Annotated in this window: 21 protein-coding genes; 12 read left to right on the top strand and 9 right to left on the bottom strand. The window is 36.1% G+C overall.

The window, feature by feature from the left end:
• The first annotated feature begins 268 nt into the window (after nucleotides 1-268).
• The 5 genes from K7G79_RS03680 to K7G79_RS03660 all read left to right on the top strand — a co-directional run bounded on the left by K7G79_RS03680 (nucleotide 269) and on the right by K7G79_RS03660 (nucleotide 6,573).
• Entirely contained in the window at nucleotides 269-1,420 is a 1,152-nt protein-coding gene (locus K7G79_RS03680; protein ID WP_223549260.1) for a glycosyltransferase, read from the top strand.
• The gene (locus K7G79_RS03675) at nucleotides 1,404-2,771 is read left to right on the top strand and encodes an O-antigen ligase (protein ID WP_223549258.1); all 1,368 of its coding nucleotides are present in this window, start codon (nucleotides 1,404-1,406) and stop codon (nucleotides 2,769-2,771) included. Before K7G79_RS03680 ends, K7G79_RS03675 begins: the two co-directional genes overlap by 17 nt.
• 121 nt (nucleotides 2,772-2,892) lie before the next feature.
• A complete protein-coding gene (locus K7G79_RS03670; protein WP_223549256.1) occupies nucleotides 2,893-3,717 on the top strand; it encodes a transglutaminase-like domain-containing protein in 825 nt (274 codons plus the stop codon).
• Between the two features lie 391 nt (nucleotides 3,718-4,108).
• Complete coding sequence (locus K7G79_RS03665; RefSeq protein WP_223549254.1) at nucleotides 4,109-5,122, top strand: glycosyltransferase family 4 protein; 1,014 nt, start codon at nucleotides 4,109-4,111, stop codon at nucleotides 5,120-5,122.
• Nucleotides 5,123-5,181: 59 nt separating this feature from the next.
• Nucleotides 5,182-6,573 (top strand): sugar transferase, encoded by a 1,392-nt coding sequence (locus K7G79_RS03660; RefSeq protein ID WP_223549252.1) that lies wholly within the window; start codon nucleotides 5,182-5,184, stop codon nucleotides 6,571-6,573.
• 166 nt (nucleotides 6,574-6,739) lie between these two features.
• Here K7G79_RS03660 and K7G79_RS03655 read toward each other — a convergent pair whose 3' ends face one another.
• Both K7G79_RS03655 and K7G79_RS03650 read right to left on the bottom strand, forming a co-directional pair.
• Nucleotides 6,740-7,915, bottom strand: coding sequence for a DUF4105 domain-containing protein (locus K7G79_RS03655; protein WP_223549250.1), 1,176 nt, complete (start codon nucleotides 7,913-7,915; stop codon nucleotides 6,740-6,742).
• Between the two features lie 12 nt (nucleotides 7,916-7,927).
• Nucleotides 7,928-8,998 carry a PorV/PorQ family protein gene (locus K7G79_RS03650; RefSeq protein ID WP_223549248.1) on the bottom strand — a complete coding sequence of 357 codons (1,071 nt, stop codon included), beginning with the start codon at nucleotides 8,996-8,998 and terminating at the stop codon, nucleotides 7,928-7,930.
• A gap of 185 nt (nucleotides 8,999-9,183) precedes the next feature.
• Here K7G79_RS03650 and K7G79_RS03645 point away from each other — a divergent pair, with 185 nt between their 5' ends.
• Entirely contained in the window at nucleotides 9,184-9,939 is a 756-nt protein-coding gene (locus K7G79_RS03645) for a phosphatidylcholine/phosphatidylserine synthase (RefSeq protein WP_223549246.1), read from the top strand.
• 10 nt (nucleotides 9,940-9,949) lie between these two features.
• Nucleotides 9,950-10,819: a DUF808 domain-containing protein gene (locus K7G79_RS03640; protein ID WP_223549243.1), complete on the top strand. Its 870-nt coding sequence runs from the start codon at nucleotides 9,950-9,952 to the stop codon at nucleotides 10,817-10,819.
• A gap of 113 nt (nucleotides 10,820-10,932) precedes the next feature.
• Here the strand turns inward: K7G79_RS03640 and K7G79_RS03635 are convergent, their stop codons facing one another.
• The 5 genes from K7G79_RS03635 to K7G79_RS03615 all read right to left on the bottom strand — a co-directional run bounded on the left by K7G79_RS03635 (nucleotide 10,933) and on the right by K7G79_RS03615 (nucleotide 14,431).
• Nucleotides 10,933-11,241 carry a GIY-YIG nuclease family protein gene (locus K7G79_RS03635; RefSeq protein ID WP_223549241.1) on the bottom strand — a complete coding sequence of 103 codons (309 nt, stop codon included), beginning with the start codon at nucleotides 11,239-11,241 and terminating at the stop codon, nucleotides 10,933-10,935.
• Nucleotides 11,242-11,462: 221 nt separating this feature from the next.
• On the bottom strand, nucleotides 11,463-12,203 hold the full coding sequence (gene lptB / locus K7G79_RS03630; protein WP_223549240.1) for an LPS export ABC transporter ATP-binding protein: 741 nt from the start codon (nucleotides 12,201-12,203) through the stop codon (nucleotides 11,463-11,465).
• Nucleotides 12,204-12,340: 137 nt separating this feature from the next.
• Nucleotides 12,341-12,691, bottom strand: a complete 351-nt coding sequence (locus tag K7G79_RS03625; protein WP_223549238.1) for a carboxymuconolactone decarboxylase family protein — start codon at nucleotides 12,689-12,691, stop codon at nucleotides 12,341-12,343.
• Nucleotides 12,684-13,514, bottom strand: a complete 831-nt coding sequence (gene tatC, locus K7G79_RS03620; RefSeq protein WP_223549236.1) for a twin-arginine translocase subunit TatC — start codon at nucleotides 13,512-13,514, stop codon at nucleotides 12,684-12,686. The genes K7G79_RS03625 and tatC overlap by 8 nt, the downstream gene beginning before the upstream one ends.
• A complete protein-coding gene (locus tag K7G79_RS03615) occupies nucleotides 13,514-14,431 on the bottom strand; it encodes an SIS domain-containing protein (RefSeq protein WP_370634191.1) in 918 nt (305 codons plus the stop codon). The genes tatC and K7G79_RS03615 overlap by 1 nt, the downstream gene beginning before the upstream one ends.
• A gap of 252 nt (nucleotides 14,432-14,683) precedes the next feature.
• On the opposite strand from K7G79_RS03615, the gene K7G79_RS03610 reads away from it, so the two are divergent.
• Nucleotides 14,684-16,888, top strand: coding sequence for an ATP-dependent DNA helicase RecQ (locus K7G79_RS03610; protein WP_223549233.1), 2,205 nt, complete (start codon nucleotides 14,684-14,686; stop codon nucleotides 16,886-16,888).
• Nucleotides 16,889-16,928: 40 nt separating this feature from the next.
• Here K7G79_RS03610 and K7G79_RS03605 read toward each other — a convergent pair whose 3' ends face one another.
• On the bottom strand, nucleotides 16,929-18,425 hold the full coding sequence (locus K7G79_RS03605) for a sulfatase (protein ID WP_370634189.1): 1,497 nt from the start codon (nucleotides 18,423-18,425) through the stop codon (nucleotides 16,929-16,931).
• Between the two features lie 269 nt (nucleotides 18,426-18,694).
• Between K7G79_RS03605 and K7G79_RS03600 the strand changes: the two genes are divergently transcribed.
• The 3 genes from K7G79_RS03600 (at nucleotide 18,695) to K7G79_RS03590 (ending at nucleotide 20,742) form a co-directional block, all read left to right on the top strand.
• A complete protein-coding gene (locus K7G79_RS03600; RefSeq protein ID WP_223549229.1) occupies nucleotides 18,695-19,627 on the top strand; it encodes a peptidylprolyl isomerase in 933 nt (310 codons plus the stop codon).
• 83 nt (nucleotides 19,628-19,710) lie between these two features.
• Nucleotides 19,711-20,256, top strand: a complete 546-nt coding sequence (locus tag K7G79_RS03595) for a YfiT family bacillithiol transferase (RefSeq protein ID WP_223549227.1) — start codon at nucleotides 19,711-19,713, stop codon at nucleotides 20,254-20,256.
• Nucleotides 20,257-20,742 carry a GNAT family N-acetyltransferase gene (locus K7G79_RS03590; RefSeq protein ID WP_223549225.1) on the top strand — a complete coding sequence of 162 codons (486 nt, stop codon included), beginning with the start codon at nucleotides 20,257-20,259 and terminating at the stop codon, nucleotides 20,740-20,742. It abuts the gene before it with no gap.
• Here the strand turns inward: K7G79_RS03590 and K7G79_RS03585 are convergent.
• Nucleotides 20,735-21,295 carry a thioredoxin family protein gene (locus tag K7G79_RS03585; protein WP_223549223.1) on the bottom strand — a complete coding sequence of 187 codons (561 nt, stop codon included), beginning with the start codon at nucleotides 21,293-21,295 and terminating at the stop codon, nucleotides 20,735-20,737. The genes K7G79_RS03590 and K7G79_RS03585 overlap by 8 nt on opposite strands.
• Before the next feature lie 48 nt (nucleotides 21,296-21,343).
• Between K7G79_RS03585 and K7G79_RS03580 the strand changes: the two genes are divergently transcribed.
• Nucleotides 21,344-21,679, top strand: a complete 336-nt coding sequence (locus tag K7G79_RS03580) for a tRNA-binding protein (RefSeq protein ID WP_223549221.1) — start codon at nucleotides 21,344-21,346, stop codon at nucleotides 21,677-21,679.
• Nucleotide 21,680 lies beyond the last annotated feature (1 nt).

Below are 21,680 nucleotides of genomic sequence, written 5' to 3'. Positions count from 1 at the left end.
GCTCCCTTTGTCCATTCGCAGAGACGTTTTTGAAATGAGAGGTTTTTTTTGAACCCTCCGTCTGAAGGCGTTGGCCTTCATCCACCTCTTTGCCATGCGCCATCTGGCTCCTTCGCTAAAACAGTCTACCAGACTGTTTTTTTACGCTTGGCCCGGGAGGAACATTTGTGGCTGGACTACGGGGTATGATATAAACTAAGAAGTTTTGGATGGTATAGCTAAAAATAGTTTTTAGATTTAAATAAAAATAGCAACTTTGCTTATTAACATGAAACTGGCTATTATATCCCATACCGAACATTACAAAACTCCAACAGGGGAATTGGTAGGTTGGGGACCAACGGTAAATGAAATCAATAATTTATTAGCCGTGTTTGAAGAAGTTTACCATGTTGCCATGCTACACGATACACCAGCACCTGCCAGTGCTTTACCCTATCAATCCGATAAAATTCATTTTGTGCCTGTGCCTACTGTTGGGAGTAAAAACGTATTTGGTAAGTTACATATTTTATGGTATGCCCCCCAAACCATTGTTATTCTTTCAAAAGTACTAAAACAAGTAGATGTGTTTCAATTAAGAACACCAACAGGTATAGGCGTGTATTTGCTTCCTTACCTTACGTGTTTTGTTAAAAAACCAGGCTGGTATAAATATGCAGGGCAATGGAACCAAAAACATCCACCAATGGGTTATGCGCTGCAGCGGTGGTTCTTAAAGAAACAATCCCGAAAGGTAACCATTAACGGCTATTGGGAGGGGCAACCCAAGCATCATTTAAGCTTTGAAAATCCCTGTCTTACAGATGAGGATATTGAGTTAGGTAATACCATAAGGCAACAAAAGGATTTTAGTGGACGGCTCTCATTCTGTTTTGTGGGTCGTCTGGAACGGGAGAAAGGTGTGGAACGCATTATTAAAGCATTTTTGGAACTGGCTAAGGATGAGCTTGGTCGGGTTGGAACTGTGCATTTGGTTGGGGAAGGAAAAGAGTCCCGATATTTTAAAGATTTAGTAAAGACCAGTTCAATTCATTTTATATTTCATGGCGCATTACCTAAAAACAAAGTCGTTGAGGTGTACAAACAAAGCCATGTGTTTTTATTGCCCACTACGGCTTCGGAAGGTTTTCCAAAGGTAATCGCAGAAGCGATGAACTTTGGTTGTATTCCAATTGTTTCACAATGGTCATCCATAGGCCATTATATAAAGCACAATGTTCATGGGTATTTGATGCAACCCGTAACAGTTGCTGTTTTAAGTACCCTTTTACAAAAGCTATTATATTTGCCTGAAACCAAATGCAAATCGTTTATGGACCATGTTCCTTCCATTGTATCACGATTTACGTTTTCCCATTATAACCACCGAATAGTGACAGAAATTTTAAACAGTCTTCCCATTGACGCCCAGAATTAGAAAACATATTAAAGACCATTATGTGTTGGCCGTGTTACTGCATGTGGCCCTTGGGATTGTACTATATGCTTTTGAACCCCTGTCGAAAGTTTATTTTTTAGTGGCTATGGGGTATTTTATTTTTAGAATAATCTTGACACCAAATGCCTATAAGGCGTATTATGTGTTTTTGGGTTGTGCCTATTTTTCTGGGGCCGAGGTCTTTTTTAGGATGACCGATGGCGGAATGGCCTACGAGGCCTCAAAATATTTGGTTATTTTATTTATGTTGATGGGCATGTTCTTTAGAGGTGTAAATGGCAAAGGCTATCCTTATTTTATTTATTTAATTCTCTTGGTTCCTTCTATTTTAGTTGCGTCTACAACCTTAAGTTTTTTTGCGAATTTTAGGACCAATATTGCCTTTGTGTTAAGTGGTCCGGTATGTTTGGGAATAGCTGCATTATTTTGTTATGAAAGAAAGGTAACGAACAGGCAATTGCTAAACATTATTTTGTATTTGGCCTTACCCTGTATTACCATGACCACCTATTTGTTTTTATATAACCCAAGTATTAGGGATACTTTATCGGGAACGGCTTCAAATTCGGCCTTGTCTGGAGGCTTTGGTCCTAACCAGGTGGCAACAGCATTAGGCTTGGGCATGTTTGCTATGGTAGTTAGATTGTTTATGAAATCGCCAACGCTGTTTTTAAAGGTGCTTAATGTAGCCCTTTTGGGAGCTATGACCTTTCGTGCTATTGTTACCTTTAGCCGAGGAGGGGTCTTTGCAGCAATTATTGTAATAGGGGCTTTTTTATGGACGCTGTTTTACAGATCTTCCCATAAAATGAAAACCCAAATTGTGACATCTTTTCTGTTGTTGTGTATTACAGTAATGGTGGCCTGGACGATTAGTTCCAGTCAAACCAGTGGGTTGATAGATAAACGCTATGCCAATGAAAATGCACAGGGTATTAAAAAAGAAGACATTACTACGGGTCGTATTGTATTGTTTCAAGAGGAAATAGAGGGCTTTTTAAGCAGTCCGTTTTTGGGCATTGGAGCGAGTCGAGTTAAGGATATACGGGTAGAACGGGATAACAACCCATTGCCCTCACATAATGAAATAGGACGTTTATTATCGGAACACGGGTTTTTAGGAATAATTATTATCATGATATTAATTATAAAGCCCTTAGGGTATAGGACAACCAACAAACGTAATTACTTTTTTTATGCCTTTCTCTGCTTTTGGTTTGCCACCATTAACCATTCCGGGATGCGTATTGCAGCTCCAGCCTTATTGTATGCTTTGGCTCTTTTAAACGTCGTGCCCGAACGGGTATTTGCGCGCAGTCTTAACAAATAATCTAGATCTCATTTGCCATTTTATTTATAGTATTTTATGTGTAAATAATTAGGGTTAAACGATAAGATTATTTAAAAGTCAAAATGTTTTTCTAACTTTAGCATGGTTACCGATGCTTTATATGCTACATATAAGAAAAAAAATAAAATGGATTTTTAAAAGGCATCCTTTCTTGTATTATGTAAGATTCAAACTTTTATCCAAAAATGTTAGCACAGGAGAATTGGATAATTATTGTTATAATACCATTAATGCAAAGCATGCGATTCCTAAAAGTTTCGCTGTGGTCAATGTATTGGCTTTAAAGGGGAAAAGCAAATTTAATGACTTTGATAAAGCCCTGGCATTGGCGCGTTGGCTGCGTGTTAATATTAAAGGAGGGCGGGGGCTTAGCCTATCGTCTGAAAAAGCATTGGAAAAAATGTTGGCTGGTGAAGGAGGAGTCTGTAGCGATATGGCGCAAATATTCAATAATTTTTGTGTGGTTAATGATATAAAAGTACGTGAATGGGGCATTACATCCTTTCCTTTTAATTCAGAATTTGGAGGGCATGCCTTTAATGAGTTTTATTCGGAATCCTTACAAAAATGGGTGTTGATAGATGTGTCTAAAACCCTCATGTTTTATTTGGAAGGGAACCTAGTGCCCTTATCTGTAATGGAATTGTTTGAATGTAATAAACAGAAGAAGCCCATAACATTTAAATCGTTTTTAGAGACCAACCCACCTGATGTGGACCTTATAAATTTTTATTATTTGCAACGGGACCGGGCCCCTTTTTTAATTTGTAATTACCATAGTAAGACTTACGATGTTTATTTAGATAGGTTTAAAGCTTTATGTCCTGTTTTTGTGATCCATTTTTGGCTGTACCTTATCCAAAAGAGTTATTATTACCTTTTCCCCCTAGACGATTATAAAAATGAATTGGTTTACGACAGGTAGTTGTTGTTTTGTATTTATAATGACTCCGATTCCAGGTTTGGGAATGTAGTAAACTATCTCTATGCTATTCAGAGCGTAGAGTAATAGAGTGAAGAATCTAATTTGTGCTTAGTCTAAAAAAATAATGCTTCGTGCCACTGCGTAACACTCTGCATGACAAAGGTCCTGCGATTTAGGCTCTGTCATTCAGAACAAGTGCAGCGCAGTGAAGAATCTTAAAGGAAGCTGTTATAGATTCTTTAGTGGGTCGTCTTTCTATCCGCCTGCTAGCTCTTCGCTAAATATATCCACTGGATAAATTTTTAACGCTCGGTCGCCTTCTGGATGACATGAAAAGAATCTTTAGCTTTTAGCTTTTAGAAGAGATATATTTTCTCGTACCTTTAACGGTATGATATCACTAGTGTATATTGGCAATAATTTGGTAAGGCATGGCCGCAATCTAACAAGTATGGGGCAGTTGGGCCCATTGCTCGAACAGGAAGGCTATTCTGTGAGCTATGCGTCTTCAAAAACCAATAAATTTGTGAGATTATGGGATATGTTAAAAATATGTGTGGTAAATAAAAAACATGCCAACTATGTGCTTATTGATACTTATAGCACCTTAAACTTTTGGTATGCTTTTTTTGTATCGCAATTATGTAGGTTCTTAAAGTTAAGCTACATACCTATATTGCATGGTGGTAACTTGGAGTCAAGGCTAAGAACCAATCCCTTTTTAAGCCGATTAATATTTAAACATGCTTTTGTAAACATAGCCCCATCGGTTTTTATAAAAGACAGCTTTAAAAGGTATGGTTATTCAAACCTTGAATATATCCCCAATACGATTAAAATTGATGAATACCCCTTTAGGCAAAGACCTATGGATGGAGCAAATTTAATTTGGGTACGATCCTTCTCAAAAATTTATAATCCCGAACTGGCTGTAAGGGTATTGCAGGGGTTAACTGATAAAGGTGTAAAGGCCACACTCTGTATGGTTGGGCCCGATAGTGGTGATGGTAGTTTAGAAGCTGCGAAACGGTTAGCTGAAGCACTACAGGTTTCGGTAAAGTTTACAGGTAAGTTGAGTAAACCGGAGTGGATTGCCTTTTCAAAGGATTATAATGTGTTTATTAATACCACCCATTATGATAATATGCCGGTTAGCGTTGTTGAAGCCATGGCCTTAGGGCTTCCGGTTGTTTCAACTAATGTAGGTGGAATGCCCTATTTAATTACCCATGGTAAAGATGGAATTCTTGTTGATTCAGAGAATGAACACGAGTTTGTTGACGCGATTATGTATTTGATGGCCAACCCAAAAGCGCTTAACCAAATGGTAGAAAATGCACGTTATAAGGCTGAGTCTTTCGATTGGCGTGAAATAAAATCGCAGTGGATTAGTATTTTAGAATAAACATGGTCTTGTCGTTTTAACATAGTATATTTACATATTGCTATCATATCTTTATTAACATGCCCAACCAAAGTATTCATTTTAATATATCTGAGCGTAAGGTACTGCTTCGAATTTTCGATTTGGTATTTGTGTTAGGGGTACTTTATTTGGTGGGTTACCTTTTTGACTTTGATTACTTTAGTTTTACTAAGGAAAACTGGACCTGGGTTTTGGTGCTCATCTTGTATATTTCGGTGTTTGGAACTGTTTTCGAACTTTACGATTTGCAAAAATCCAGTAAATTGGAATTGGTGGCTTCTAATATTGTACTAACAGTATCCTTAACCGTTTTATTTTATTTATTAACGCCGTTTTATACACCGTTTTTACCAGATAACAGATTGCAAATCGTCTACTTTTACTTTTCAATTTTAGTGGCTTTGCTTCTTTGGCGTTTTATGTATATCACGTTTATTGTTTCGCCACGATTTTATAAAAAAGTACTGCTGGTGGGTGAAGTGTCTAATATTGAGTCGATTATTAATGCTTTTAATGAGGCCGATCCCAATTATAAGATTATTGGTTTTATAAATTGTGAAGTAGAACAAAAAGAAGGCTTACGTTTTTTAGGCATTCCACAATTCAATTCCAATGAGATACATAAAGTGATCAAGGAGCATAATATCAAGGAAATAGTTGTGGCCACCTATAATTCGGAAAATATAACCCAAGACATATACCATACCCTTATCAACCTTTTGGAAACCGGTTTTTCAATAAAAGAGTATACCCAAGTTTACGAGGAAATGACCCATAGGGTTCCAGTACAATTTGTAGGTAAGGATTTTTATAAATATTTCCCGTTTAGTAGAAGTAACCAAAATAAGTTGTATCTATTTTTTAGACGGTTAATGGATGTTTTAATTGCTGTTGTAGGTGTTTTAATTGGCATTTTACTGATACCATTCATTTTTTTAGGAAACCTTATAAGTAATAAAGGGCCCTTGTTTTATGTTCAGGATCGTATAGGGAAAAACGGAGATGTATTTAGGATGATAAAGTTTAGAACCATGATTAAAAATGCTGAAGATAATGGCGCGGTATGGGCTAAAAAAAACGATTCCAGAATTACAACTTTTGGTAAATTTTTACGAAACACGAGATTGGACGAATTTCCACAGTTTATTAATATTTTAAGAGGGGATATGAGTTTGATTGGCCCCAGGCCAGAGCGTCCGCACTTTGTTCGTGAATTGTCACAATTACTACCCTTTTATGAAACCCGACATATTATAAGACCAGGGCTTACGGGCTGGGCGCAGGTAAAAACACGTTATGGTTCCTCGGTAGATGATAGCTTGCTTAAATTACAGCACGATCTGTATTACATAAAACATCGCAGTTTTTTTCTTGATTTTAATATTTTAATGAAAACTATTAGTACCGTTATTTTTTTTAGGGGGCAGTAGTTTTTTAGTAGGTAGTTGGCAGTCTCAGTTTGCAGTGTCAATATGTAAAAAACTTTGTGTCTTTGTGTCTTGGCGAGAACAGTAAGGGCAGAGGACCGATGACCGATGACGGGAGTCGCAGTCTCAGTTTGCAGTTTACAGTCTCAGTTTGATCAAACCATAAACCTTAAACCCTATAACAGTTAACCAAAAACACATATCGGACTAATAAAGCGACCAAAAAAGGAATTAATGTAACGGCAAATATTTGTACGCCAATAATCCAATGTAAGGTTAAGAGGCATAGTAATATGATTAAAAGCTTAATATATTTTGGAAACCATTTAGAGGCTTGCTCTTTTAAAATCTGGGGAACCACAAACAAATTAAGTGCAAAAGCCCAAAGCAGATTGTAATTTTGGTGCGTACCGGTGTGGTCTGTTGCAAACCATAATAATAGAATAAAAACACCAATAAGTCCAGTTGTACTAAACAATAAAGCATCTAACCAAATGGTGTGCTTTTTATTTTTATAGTCCTTGTACGTTAAAAACAGAATAAAAAAACCAATAAGCCCAAAAATAAATAACGGACTGGTAAAAAAGTTTGTTTTTTGGTCTTGTTCCATCTTTTGGAACAAGACTTTACTTTGTTTTACCAATGTTTGATTGGGTTTTGTTTTAAAGGTGGCTTCCTTAAAAAAGAGATAGATGTTTTCGGGCAGGAACATGTGTTGATAAGGTGTTGCTTGTCTATCTATAACCGATCCCAAAGCCATATCGATACCTACTGCGCCCCAAGAATTCAAGTTAAGGTTGTCGTGTATAAGTGTTCTAAATGTTTTGGCCTTAAAATGTTCTGGGGTGTTGAACTTAATGTTATTGTTTGTTACCTTCTGCAGGACATCACGCATTTTTGTGGCACAATTGTCGTAAAAGAAATCATAGAGATAGGCTCTGTTCTCTGGTTTATAATTGTTTATTAAGTAATCGAACAATTGTTGTTTTTCGATTTGCGATAGATGTAATATCTGTTCTTTTATGGTCCTGTTTTGGGACACATAACTTTCATAAAAATCTTCGTAGTAATCAAATCCTATTAAATAATTAAGTTTTCCTTGAGCAAACTTGAGGTAAAAATTAGGCGTTTTAAAATCATAAACCCCATAATTAAAAACGAAATCAATTCCTTTAACATAATCTCTTATCCTAAAAGCACTATGACCAAAAGCATCGTTTAAAGATATGCCAGGGCCAACAGTGAGTACACTTATTTCTGCTTCTGAGGATAATGTTCTTTGCTGTCCTTTTACATGATGCGTGGTAAGTAGTAAGGCAATTAAGAAAAGTAGTTTTTTGTACATTGAAAAAAGAAATTATCTAAAGATACTAAAATCGAGTTTTAAGGAAAACACGTTCGAATAGAGCGCAACACTTTGATCGCCAATATCGGTAAAGGCATAGTCTATTTGAATACCGTTATATTTAAACCCTACGCCAAAACTAGGCTGGAAGGTAAGTTGTTGGGTGTTGTCTATTTGTAGTTCATTTTGAAAATTACCCATGCCAGCCCGTAAATAAACCATATCTATATAACCAAACTCAAACCCCAATGCAGGATTTATACTTGCAAACGATGAAGAAATGATATCGTTGTTTTCTTCAAAACGCATATTTAGGTTAACTGCTGTTAACAAGGTGTAATCGTAATTGAATGTAACAAGTTTAGATACACCTAGCTGCAATTTTGGAATGGTTATTTCGGTAGTTTCAGGAAGTTCCTGATTTTGCCCTTCAATGGCATCCCTAATGGTTTCAAATTCACCCTCATCAATCGCCCAGGCATTGAATGTGGTGGTAATGTCGCGAGCCATAACCCCAAATTTCCAATCGTTTTTCGTTTTAAACTGAATACCAAAATCTAACCCAAAGCCCCATGAAGAGGCAAAATCACCAATAATTCGACGAATGACTTTGGCATTTACACCATAATTAAGACCCTCAACGGGTAATGCCCTTGCATAAGAAAAAGTCAACCCATAATCGGCGGTAGAAAACAAACTTATGCGATCGTAATTTATATTGCCTTGTTCGTCTATAAGTTGTGTAGTGTTTAATATATCATCTACGGCAAATCTTATTAAGGATACGGCAACTGCACTCCTGTTGTCCAATGGCATGGCATAGGCAGCATAATCGTAATTGGCAATATTGGCAAAATAACTGGAATGCATCAAGGCTAGTTGGTTATCTTCTAGCGCCAATAAACCTGCCGGGTTCCAATAGCCTGAATTAACATCGGCTGTGTGGGAGGTCACTGCACTGCTCATTCCCAATGCGGCAGCATCCACCCCAATATTCATAAACTCATTTGAATATTTTCTTGTGGTTTGACCACTTACAAACAGTGTTAGGATACAAAGAATAGTAGTTAAGTAAACTTTCAATCACAAAATTTTTACAAATATGCACATTATTTACAATCTATAAACTTGAATTTGGAAGAGATATTGTTTTTAGCTTGGATTGGTCAACTTTTGTTTGTTATTTTTACATATTGTCTTAAGTTGCTATGGCTTGATACCTTGGCGTGTCACCAAAAACTTGAAACCTTGAATGTAAAACCGTAAATATGAAACGACATATCCCCAATGCCTTAACACTTTTAAACTTATTTTGTGGTTGTATAGGTGTTATTTATGCCGTTAACAGCAATTTTGTTACAGCAGCTTTTTTTGTCTTCTTAGGTGTTTTTTTTGATTTTTTTGATGGCTTGCTAGCTAGAAAATTAAAGGTGCAAAGTGAATTGGGACTACAACTGGATTCTTTGGCCGATTTAATTACCAGTGGTTTAGTGCCAGGGATAGTGATGTATAAGTTGTTGGAGTTAACATTAGGAGAGGTAACTTTTGATAGTTCGTGTGGTAGTTGGGATACTGTTATATCCTGGAACGGACTTGAATATTCTTTATTGCCTCTTCTGGGTTTATTCATAACATTGGCTTCAGCCTACCGATTGGCTAACTTTAATATTGATACGGAGCAACAAACTTATTTTAAAGGCTTACCAACACCGGCTAATGCTGTGCTTATTTTGTCTTTGCCACTTATTATGGAATTTCAAAACAATGACATTCTAAACGCTATTATACTAAACAAATGGTTTTTAATTGCAATGACTTTGCTTAGTTGCTATCTGTTAAATTCCGGCATAAAATTGTTTGCGTTAAAATTTAAGACCTTTGGTTTTAAAGAGAATGCCACCCGTTATATTTTTGTCTTGCTTTGTATTGTGTTGCTTATTGTGTTACAGTTTGCAGCTATTCCCTTGCTTACTTTATTGTATATAATTATGTCTGTTTTAGATAATTTAACTTCCAAATCTTAATAAAAGTTTCATGGCATCTGGATTTTTTGCATTATTGGATGATATCGCTACATTAATGGATGATGTTGTCGTAATGAGTAAAATTACCACAAAAAAAACGGCTGGTATTTTAGGAGATGACTTAGCGGTCAATGCTGAAAAGGCAACGGGTTTTATATCTTCAAGAGAATTGCCTGTATTATGGGCGATTACAAAAGGATCAATGCTTAATAAACTTATCATTTTGCCTATTGCTTTTTTATTAAGTGCTTTTGTACCATGGGCGGTAACCTTGATTTTGGTTTTGGGAGGTGTTTATTTAGCGTTCGAAGGAGCAGAAAAAATATATGGGTATTTTATACCTCACCATCATGAAAAGGATACTGAGATCAAGCCTAGTGACGGTGAAAAAACTATTTTGGAAATAGAGAAGAAGAAGATAAAATCGGCAATTTTTACCGATTTTATTTTGTCCGTTGAAATTATAATTATAGCGCTAGGGACAGTATTAGGAAAACCAATATTTTTTCAGGTTTTAGTGGTGACAATTGTAGCATTAATAGCTACTGTGGGAGTTTATGGAATTGTTGCCCTAATAGTTAGGATGGATGACCTTGGATATAGGTTGGTTGAGGTCAATGCCAATAAAAAGAATATTTTAAAAGCTGTTGGATTTTTTTTAATAAATGCATTACCATGGGTAATTAAGGGGCTTTCTGTAATTGGTACTATGGCCTTATTATTAGTCGCTGGAGGTATTTTTGTTCATAATATTACTTTTTTACATCACTTTTTAGAAAGTATTCCAGGCTTATTAAGGGACTTTTTATTGGGGTTGTTGGTTGGGATCACTGCACTTTTAGTGGTAAAAGCTCTAAAAGCCATTAGAAGACTGCTTTAAAAGAATTAACAGCATTTTTATTAAGAGCAAAGCTAATACTACTCCCGTATTTTCTTTTCACGCAACTCGAAATAGTCACTATTTGTCATTCCTGCGAAGGCAGGAATCCAATACTAACATAAGTAAGTCCAATCTTTGGAAAGGTCTTTCCAATTAGGGTTTTCTTTTTCGATCAAATTGATTTTCCATTTTCGTTTCCATTTCTTCATGTTCTTTTCTCTCTTTATGGCATCGTTTACATATTGATAAGTCTCATAATACATTAACCTATTTAAACCGTATTTTTTAGTGAAACCTTCAACAAGTTTATTTTTGTGTTCGAACATCCGTCTTTCTAGATCGTTTGTTACTCCAATATATAATGTGCCGTTTCTTTTGTTGGTTAAAATATAAAGGTAATATTGATGAATGGTTTTATACATTAATGTTAAAGTTAACAGTAGATTCAATGACAATTAATATTAAAAATAAGAAAAATAATACAAATATAGATTAGCAAAGCTATTGCTTTAATGAGAGGTAGTTATGGATTCCTGCCTGCGCAGGAATGACAGGGTTTTATTATTGGTTTAATGATTGAAAAGTAAGAGTTAAGTGCCTAACACAATTCGGGCTGCCATAAATATCGAACTGTAATTAAAACCTAATCCCTGATTTTCTTTTTACGAAGCTCAAAGTTCTGGCCTAAGTAGACTTTACGAACCATTTCGTCGTTAGCCAATTCTTCGGGTACTCCAGCTTTAAGAATGCTTCCTTCAAACATTAGGTAGGTTCTATCTGTTATGGCCAGGGTTTCCTGTACGTTATGGTCGGTAATTAAAATGCCAATATTCTTTTTGGTAAGTTGCGCCACAATACGTTGTATGTCTTCTACCGCCACTGGGTCTACACCGGCAAAAGGTTCATCTAGTAAAATAAAATTAGGGTCGGTAGCCAAAGCACGTGCAATTTCGGTACGACGACGCTCCCCACCGGACAATAAATCACCCCTGTTTTTACGAATATGGCTTAATCCAAATTCTTCAATAAGGGATTCCATTTTAAGGTGCTGTTCCTTTTTACTCAATTTGGTGAGCTGTAAAACGCTTAAAATATTATCTTCTATGCTCAACTTTCTAAAGACCGAGGCTTCCTGTGCCAAATAACCAATGCCATTTTGTGCCCGCTTGTACATAGGGTATTTGGTGATTTCGGTATGGTCTAGGAAAATATGGCCTCCGTTGGGTTTTATCAGGCCTACAATCATATAGAAGCATGTGGTTTTACCTGCTCCATTAGGGCCTAGAAGTCCAACAATTTCACCTTGTTTGACTTCCAAAGAAACATCCTTAACTACTTTTCGTCCGCTATAGGACTTCATTAAATTTTCGGCTCTTAAAATCATAGACTGTTTGCTTGAGTGCTAAAATAGTAAAATCAGATATACCGTAATAGAATTTATAATAGGTTTAACGCGATATCGTGAACTTAATTTCAAAGAGCCACTGTTATTCATGGGAAATATTTAACAGATATAAGCAGTTATTTATTTTGGGACTCCAAGGCATCCCAAAATTCGTAGGCGCGTCGTAAATGAGGAATTACAATAGTGCCACCAACCAAAGTTGCTATGCTTAAGGCTTCAACCACTTCTTCCTTTGTTAGGCCAAGTTTATAGCTGGTTTCTAAATGGTACTTTACACAATCGTCGCAACGTAATACTGCAGAAGCAACTAAACCCAATAGCTCTTTGGTTTTTACGTCTAAAGCGCCTTTGGTGTAAGCGTTAGTGTCTAAATTAAAAATACGCTTGATTATTTTATTGTTATCCGCTAGGATTTTATCGTTCATCTTAGAGCGATAATCGTCAAATTCCTTTACGATATCAGACATGTTGTTTTTCTTTTTTACGTTGGTTCTTAACCACTATCTTAGAAATGTAAATGCTCACTTGGTACAAAATTAAGATAGGAATGGCTACAATAACTTGACTTGCAATATCGGGAGGGGTTATAATAGCAGAAAGAATTAGCACAATAACCAAGGCATATTTTCGGTATTTTTTCAAAATTTCAGGAGTTACCAGTCCTATTTTGGTTAGAAAGTAGATAATTATAGGTAATTCAAAAATTAATCCTGATGCTAAGGCGGAAGAACGTACTAATGCAATATACGAGCTTATGTCTATTTGATTGTCAACTACTGAAGATACGCTATAGTTGGCTAGGAAATTTATGGATAGTGGTGTTATAATATAATATCCAAACAATACTCCAATAAAAAACAATAGTGATGAAATAATAATAAACCCTCTAGAGTGTTTGCGCTCATTTTCGTGTAGACCAGGGCTAATGAATTTCCAAAGCTGATAAATCACATAAGGAAACGAAATAACGAACCCAGCTAAAATTGCAGTCCAGATATCTGCTGAAAATTGTCCGGCCATGGTGCGGTTTTGTATGATCATAGGAATTTTTTCAGCGCAGAAAGTGGTGTCCACATTAATATAATTAGCTGCTCGACATAACAGATCATAGGTAGGAAACCCCATATCTAATGGGGCAAAGATAATATTATCAAAAATAAAACGACTGAGCATAAAGGCCAGTGATGCAACAATAACTATAGCTACAACAATCCTTATTAAATGCCAGCGTAAATCCTCAAGATGGTCTAGGAAGGACATCTCATTAATATTCTTTTTTTGCTTTGCCATTATATAATGCCTTCTTTAATTAAGTCATGTAAATGGATGACACCTGCATATTTACCTTGCTCTTCCACCAAAAGTTGTGAAATCCCATTGCTTTCCATGATTTTTTTGGCATCTATCGCCATAGCATCTGCCACTATCCGCTTTGGATTATTACTCATAATGTCTTTGGCGGTTAGTTGCGAAAAATCATCTGCCTTGGAAAGCATGCGTCTTAAATCGCCATCGGTAATGATGCCTATAATTTTGTCTTGTTCAACTACAGCAGTAACACCAAGCATTTTTTCTGTAATTTCAACAATTACATCCTTGATATTGGTACTGCTTAAAACTTTTGGTTTTTGGTTAACAGAAGAAATATCCTGTACTCTTAAATACAATTTTTTTCCTAAAGCACCACCTGGATGGTATTTTGCAAAATCCCTGCTTGAAAATCCGCGTAACTCTAATAGACATACAGCAAGAGCATCTCCTATTACCAATTGTGCCGTGGTACTTGTAGTAGGAGCAAGGTTGTTTGGGCATGCTTCTTTTTCTACATAGGCGTTTAGTACATAATTGGCCTGTTGCCCTAAAAAGGAATCGGCGTTGCCCGTTATGGCAATCATTTTGTTTTTGGCACTTTTAATGAGGGGTACCAAAACTTTTATTTCAGGGGTGTTTCCGCTTTTTGAAATACAGATGACAACATCATCCTCTAAAATCAAACCCAAATCGCCATGAATCGCATCGGCAGCATGCATGAATATAGCAGGAGTGCCTGTTGAGTTTAAAGTTGCTACAATTTTATTGGCTATTATAGCACTTTTTCCAATGCCCGTTATAATAACCCTTCCTTTAGATTGGTATATAAGAGTGACAGCACTAGCAAAATCGTCATTAACCAGGTTTGACAGGTTTGAAATGGCTTCGCTTTCCATTTCAATAGTATGTTTTGCCGTAGTAATTATAGAATCTTTTTGGCTCAAAATTTATTTATTTTTTGTTGATGCTTTTAAAGATTTTGTTATCTTTAAGTTAATAATCGAATTAAAACTAATTCGATTTGAAAATTTCGTTACAAAACTAACGAAAAAATCATTGAGGGGTCTCTAAATAATATTACTAAATTTCGTATTGCTTTTTTAAAGTTTAGTGTATTTTAGTATGTGCGTATAAATTTTTTATGATTCATGTTAATAGCAAAAAGTGAATTGCATGCTGCGTTAAAAAAGTATTTTGGATTTACTAAATTCAAAGGACTGCAAGAAGGTGTTGTTGAAAACATTTTATCGGGAAATAACACTTTTGTAATTATGCCTACCGGGGGTGGAAAATCCCTATGTTATCAATTACCGGCTTTAATGCAAGAGGGAACGGCTATAGTGGTGTCGCCTTTGATAGCCTTAATGAAAAATCAGGTTGATGCCATTAGAGGAGTGTCCAATGAAGAAGGTATTGCACATGTGTTGAATTCGTCGCTCAATAAAACAGAAGTTAAGCGTGTAAAGGGAGATATTGTAAAAGGTGTTACCAAATTACTCTATGTTGCACCAGAGTCGTTGACCAAGGATGAAAATGTAGATTTTTTACGTTCTGTAAAAATATCATTCATGGCCATAGATGAAGCACACTGTATAAGTGAATGGGGTCACGATTTTAGACCTGAATACAGAAATCTAAGGCAAATTATTGCCAGAATAGGAAATAATATTCCAATAATAGCATTAACTGCGACGGCTACGCCCAAAGTTCAAGAAGATATTTTAAAGAATTTGGGTATTCAATCTGCAACTGTTTTCAAAGCTTCATTTAACCGTCCCAATTTGTATTATGAGATACGGCCAAAAACCAAGCAGGTTGATGTTGATATTATACGTTTTATAAAACAAAATCAAGGCAAGTCGGGGATAGTGTATTGCTTAAGCAGGAAACGTGTTGAAGAATTGGCACAGGTACTACAGGTAAATGGTATTAAAGCCGTACCATATCATGCCGGGTTGGATGCCAAGTCCAGATCGAATTATCAAGATATGTTTCTTATGGAAGATGTAGATGTGGTGGTTGCAACCATCGCCTTTGGTATGGGTATCGATAAACCAGATGTTCGGTTTGTGATTCATCACGATATTCCAAAAAGCATAGAAAGTTATTATCAGGAAACTGGGCGTGCAGGCCGTGATGGAGGCGAAGGTCATTGTTTGGCATTTTATGCTTATAAAGACATAGAAAAACTGGAAAAATTCATGTCTGGTAAACCTGTTGCAGAACAGGAAATAGGTCATGCATTATTGCAGGAAGTTGTGGCTTTTGCTGAAACTTCAATTTCGAGAAGAAAATTTATACTTCACTATTTTGGAGAAGAGTTTGATAATGAAACAGGTGAAGGTGGTGATATGGATGACAATGTTAGACATCCCAAAAAGAAGCATGAAGCCAAGGACGATGTAAAGTTATTGTTGGAAACTGTTAAAAGTACTAATGAGAAATACAAGGCCAAGGATTTGGTAATGGTAATTGTAGGTAAAGAAAATGCCTTAATCAATTCCCATAAAACCAATGAGCAACCATTTTTTGGTTCTGGAAATGAAAAAGATAAAAAGTATTGGATGGCTTTGTTAAGACAGCTTTTGGTAGCTGGTTTTCTCAAAAAAGATATAGAGACTTATGGCGTAATAAGGTTGTCCACTGAAGGTAGGGATTTTATAGCCAAGCCTGTATCTTTTATGATGACCGAAGACCATGTTTATGAAGGGGAGCAGGAAGATGGCAGTATCATAACGGCTTCTAAAGGAGGTGGAGCTGTTGCAGACGAGATTTTGATGGGAATGCTTAAGGATCTTCGTAAAAAGAATGCTAAGAAGTTAGGTGTGCCACCATTTGTTATTTTTCAGGATCCATCATTGGAAGATATGGCCTTAAAATATCCAACTACCATAGCCGAATTGAGTAATGTGCATGGTGTTGGTGATGGAAAAGCTAAAAAGTACGGTAGGGATTTTGTTACCATGATTGCACAATACGTTGAGGAAAATGATATTATTAGACCCGATGATCTTGTAGTGAAATCTACAGGGAGTAACTCGGCCAATAAACTTTACATTATCCAAAATATAGACAGAAAACTACCGCTTGATGATATTGCCTCTTCTAAGGGTATGAGTATGGAAGACTTTATAAAGGAAATGGAAGCTATCGTGTATTCAGGAACTAAATTGAATATAAGCTATTGGATTGATGATATTTTAGATGAAGACCAGCAAGAGGAAATCCATGACTATTTTATGGAATCTGATACCGACAGTATAGACGCTGCCATTGACGAATTTGAAGGCGATTATGACGATGAAGAACTACGACTATACCGTATTAAATTTATAAGTGAAGTGGCCAACTAAAGTTGGAAGTTCAAAGTAAGTAAGAAGTGTTCCTTCTCTTTTATTTGATATGACCTTTATCCTTATATATTTGAATATAGTGGTTGTTTAAACTATCGGAGTCCTTATATAAGCTTCTTAAATCGTTTAGTTTATCTTTAAGTTTGGTGGCTATTTCAGCATAGTTTTCATCAATATAAACATTGTTCATTTCGTTTGGATCCTTTTTCCTATCGTATAGTTCCCAGGCATCTACATCGTAATAATAATGTATCAATTTGTATTGCTTTGTAGCGATGCCGTAATGGCGTTTTACGGCATGTTCTGCTGGGTATTCATAATAATGGTAATAAACCGCATCTCTGTCCCAGACTTCTTTTTCTCCCTTTAACAATGGCACCAAGCTTTTGCCTTGCATATCTTTTGGAGCTTCAATCCCCGCTATTTCTAAAAAGGTTTGGGCAAAGTCTAGGTTTTGTACCATTTCATCTTCTGTAGTGCCAGGGGTAATTTTGTTTGGCCATTTAATAAGTAGAGGTGTTTTAAACGATTCATTATACATAAAGCGCTTATCGAACCAACCGTGCTCTCCTAGATAAAATCCTTGATCGGAAGTGTACACAACAACAGTATTATGGCTTAAATTTTTGTCATCTAAATAATTTAATAACCTGCCTACATTATCATCAACAGCAGCTATACAACCTAAGTAATCCTGCATATAGCGTTGGTATTTCCAAACCATTAGAGTTGAATCATTCATAGTTTGATATTGGGCTTTAAAATTTTCATTTATAGGTTTGTATACGGAATCCCAACTTGCTTTTTGAATGTTATTCATACGATCGATGGCACGATTGTGCAATCCTGTATACGCAATATTCAATTCGTTTATAGTTTCTGGGGTTAATTTATTGTCATACCCAAGGTGCATGTGCCTTAAAATATTCATTTCAGCAGTTTTTGAAGCTGCATCCCTCGTATTGTATTCATCAAATAAGGTTGAAGGGAGTGGGAATGTTTTTTTGGTATACGTTTTGTAATGCCTATTTGCCGGAAGCCAACTTCTATGAGGAGCTTTGTGCAAATACATCAACAAGAAAGGTTTTGTAGTGTCCCTGCGCTTTTCCATCCAATCTAAAGTGAGATCGGTGATGATGTCGGTCACATAACCATTAATAATGGTATCACCTGTTGAAGTTATAAATTTTGGGTTGTAATAATCGCCTTGACCCGGTAGTATTTTAAATTCATCTAATCCTTTAGGATTATTACCAAAATGCAGTTTACCAAACATAGCAGTTTGGTATCCCGCTTCTTTAAATAACTGGGGAAATGTAATATTAGTGGTGTCAAAAGGAGATAAATTATCTATTTTACCATTTATGTGCGCATGTTTACCTGTGAGAATAACGGCTCTTGATGGCGCACAAATAGAGTTGGTAACCGAGGCATTGGTAAATAGCATACCCTCGTTGGCAAGACGATCTATATTTGGAGTTTTGATGAGGTTGTCGTTATAGGCACTAATGGCTTGGTAGGCATGATCATCTGACATTATAAATACAATGTTTGGTCTTTTTTTATGATCTTTTTTTTGAGGAGCAAAGCTATAGCTTGAAAGTAGGGTGAAAATCAGGTAAACTTTAAAAGAATTTAAAAGTAATTGCATCTCGGTCTTTAAAAGGATTAATTGAAACCTAAATATATCAAAATAAATGTAATAAAGCTTTTGCTAGTAAAGATGCTAAGGTAAACTTTTGGAGATTGATTTTATAGATAGGGATGCAATGTCTATCTTTGCGGCTCATTTAAAAACAGAATATAATGCAAGACGGATTATACGCAAAATTCAATACAACAAAAGGAGAAATACTTGTTGCCTTAGAATACAAAAAAACTCCGGGAACGGTTGGTAATTTTGTGGCTTTGGCTGAAGGTAACTTAGAGAACTCGGTCAAACCACAAGGAAAACCATATTATGATGGGTTACAATTCCACAGGGTTATACCAGACTTTATGATCCAAGGGGGCTGTCCCCAAGGTACAGGAACGGGAAATCCAGGGTATAAATTTGATGATGAGTTTCATCCAGATTTAAAGCATGATGGTCCAGGGGTGTTGTCTATGGCCAATGCGGGACCTGGCACTAATGGCAGTCAGTTTTTTATAACACATGTTGAAACGCCTTGGTTGGATAATAACCACACTGTTTTTGGTAAAGTACAATCGGGTCAGGATGTTGTTGATGCCATTGCACAAGGGGATGTTATTGAGACTTTGGAAATAGTACGTGTTGGTACAGAAGCAGAAGGGTTTAATGCTGTTGAAGCATTCAGGACTTTTGAAGGTGCTAGGGAAAAACGACTGGCTGAGGAAAAGGCTAAGGCAGAGGCTGAATTGGAAAAATTAGCTGCTGGTTTTGATAAAACCAATAGTGGTTTACGTTACCAAATCATTCAAAAAGGAGACGGCACAAAAGCTGAAAAGGGTAAAACGGTTTCTGTTCATTATAAAGGGCAGTTGGCAGATGGTACGGTATTCGATTCGTCATATAAACGTAACCAACCTATTGATTTTGCTTTAGGTGTTGGGCAGGTTATTCCAGGTTGGGATGAAGGTATTGGGTTGCTTAAAGTAGGGGATAAGGCACGTTTTGTAATTCCTAGTCATTTAGCTTACGGAAGTGCTGGTGCTGGGGGTGTAATTCCTCCAAATGCGACTTTGATTTTTGATGTTGAGTTGATGAACGTGAAATAATCAACGAATTAGTTTTTGAATAATTGATTCAAAATATGAATTAAAAGCACTCCAAATTTAGAGTGCTTTTTTTATATTTATATATGACATACGAAGAACTTCAACAACTAAGATATCCCATTGGTATATTTAAAGCTCCAGAGCATATTACTTCTGAGTTATTAAATGAATGGATTGAAACTTTAGAGCGCTTTCCTTTGCGATTAGAGGCATTGGTTAAGTTTTTGAACAAAGAGCAATTGGATACGACTTATAGACCAGGTGGCTGGACTATTCGTCAGGTGGTACATCATGTTTCTGATAGCCATCATCATAGTTATATTCGTTTTAAATGGGCATTGACAGAGAATAAACCTATTATTAAACCATATAACGAAGCACTTTGGGCAGAATTGCACGATACCAAAACAGCACCTATAGCGATGTCTTTAGAGCATTTAAAAGCAGTACACTATAAGTTGGTGTATTTGTTAAAGGGGTTGAATGAAACAGATTGGAAGAGACGTTTTATTCATCCAGAAAGTAATAGCGAAGTCCCACTAAAGCTAAATGTTGGTATTTATGCATGGCATTGTAACCATCATTACGCCCATATTGAAAACGCATTAAAACAAAATGGTTGGATTTAAATGATTAGGTCAGTACATATTGATGATGCCCAAGCCTTATTGGAGATTTATAACTATTATGTTATTAATACTGCCGTAACTTTCGATATAGAGCCTCTAACTTTAGAAGCCTTTGTAAAGAAATTGAATGTTATAAATAAAGTCTATCCTTTCATTGTGTTTGAGGAAAACAATACCATTTTGGGCTATGCTTATGGTAGTCGATTTAGACCAAAACCTGCTTACGATTATGTTGTAGAATCTACCGTATATGTTAAGTTTGATGCTCATGGCAAACAAATAGGGACTCAATTATATACCGAACTGTTGAAGCTCCTAAAACAAGAAAACTACCATACGGTTTTAGGGGTACTCACCATACCAAACGATGCGAGTATTAAACTACATGAAAAGTTTGGATTTCAAAAAGTAGCCGAATTAAAGGATGTAGGTTTTAAATTTAACAGTTGGCAAACCATTGGCATTTGGCAGTTACAGTTTAGTTAATCTTCCACTTGATATTACAGCCTATACTTGGTTTTTGTTGTCTGTTGTTAGCTTTGTTATTAAGTAGGCAGTCTAAAGCATGTCTTAAATCTTCTCCTGTGGCAGGAATGCCATTTCCAGGTCTTGAACCATCCAGTTGTCCTCTATAAATTAATTTTAATTCGTTATTAAACAGATACAAATCGGGCGTACAAGCAGCATTGTATGATTTAGCAACTTCTTGACTCTCATCATATAAATACGGGAACGGGTAACCTTCTCTTTCAGCATGAATTTTCATGTTTTCAGGACTGTCCTGTGGGTAGTTGTCTACATCGTTACTGGATATGGCTATAAAACCAATTCCATTTTTTTTATAATCATTGGCAACGGCAACCAATGCCTTATTAACATGGATTACAAATGGGCAATGGTTACAGATAAACATGATAACAGTCCCTTTGTCTCCCTTCAGGTCATTTAAACCTAAAACGGAATCGGTAATAGTATCTATGAGCAAAAAATCGGGAGCTTTTGTTTTTAAGGGAAGCATGTTTGATGGGGTTCGGGCCATGGAGCTTAACTTTTATTCAAAGTTAGGAATAATTTGTATTTTTAAAACATGGGTAACACTTTAACTTTTGAAGAATTCACCAAAGTAGATTTACGTGTGGGGACCATCATTGAAGTCAATGAATTCCCAGAAGCACGTCAACCGGCCTATCAACTCACCATTGATTTTGGAGATTTAGGTATAAAAAAGTCCTCTGCCCAAATCACTACATTATATGCTAAGGAAGATTTATTGAATAGACAAATAGTAGCCGTTGTAAATTTCCCTGTAAAACAAATTGCTAATTTTATGAGTGATTGTTTAGTACTTGGTGCGGTAATGGAAAAGGATGTTATATTGCTTAATCCAGAGCATAAAGTTAAAAATGGAAGCATTGTGGCTTAAA

Origin of the sequence: Aestuariivivens sp. NBU2969, from assembly GCF_019931125.1 — a bacterium.
Lineage (GTDB): Bacteria > Bacteroidota > Bacteroidia > Flavobacteriales > Flavobacteriaceae > Aestuariivivens > Aestuariivivens marinum.
Note: the sequence above shows the minus strand (reverse complement) of the source record. Positions and strands in the feature narration are given on the sequence as shown.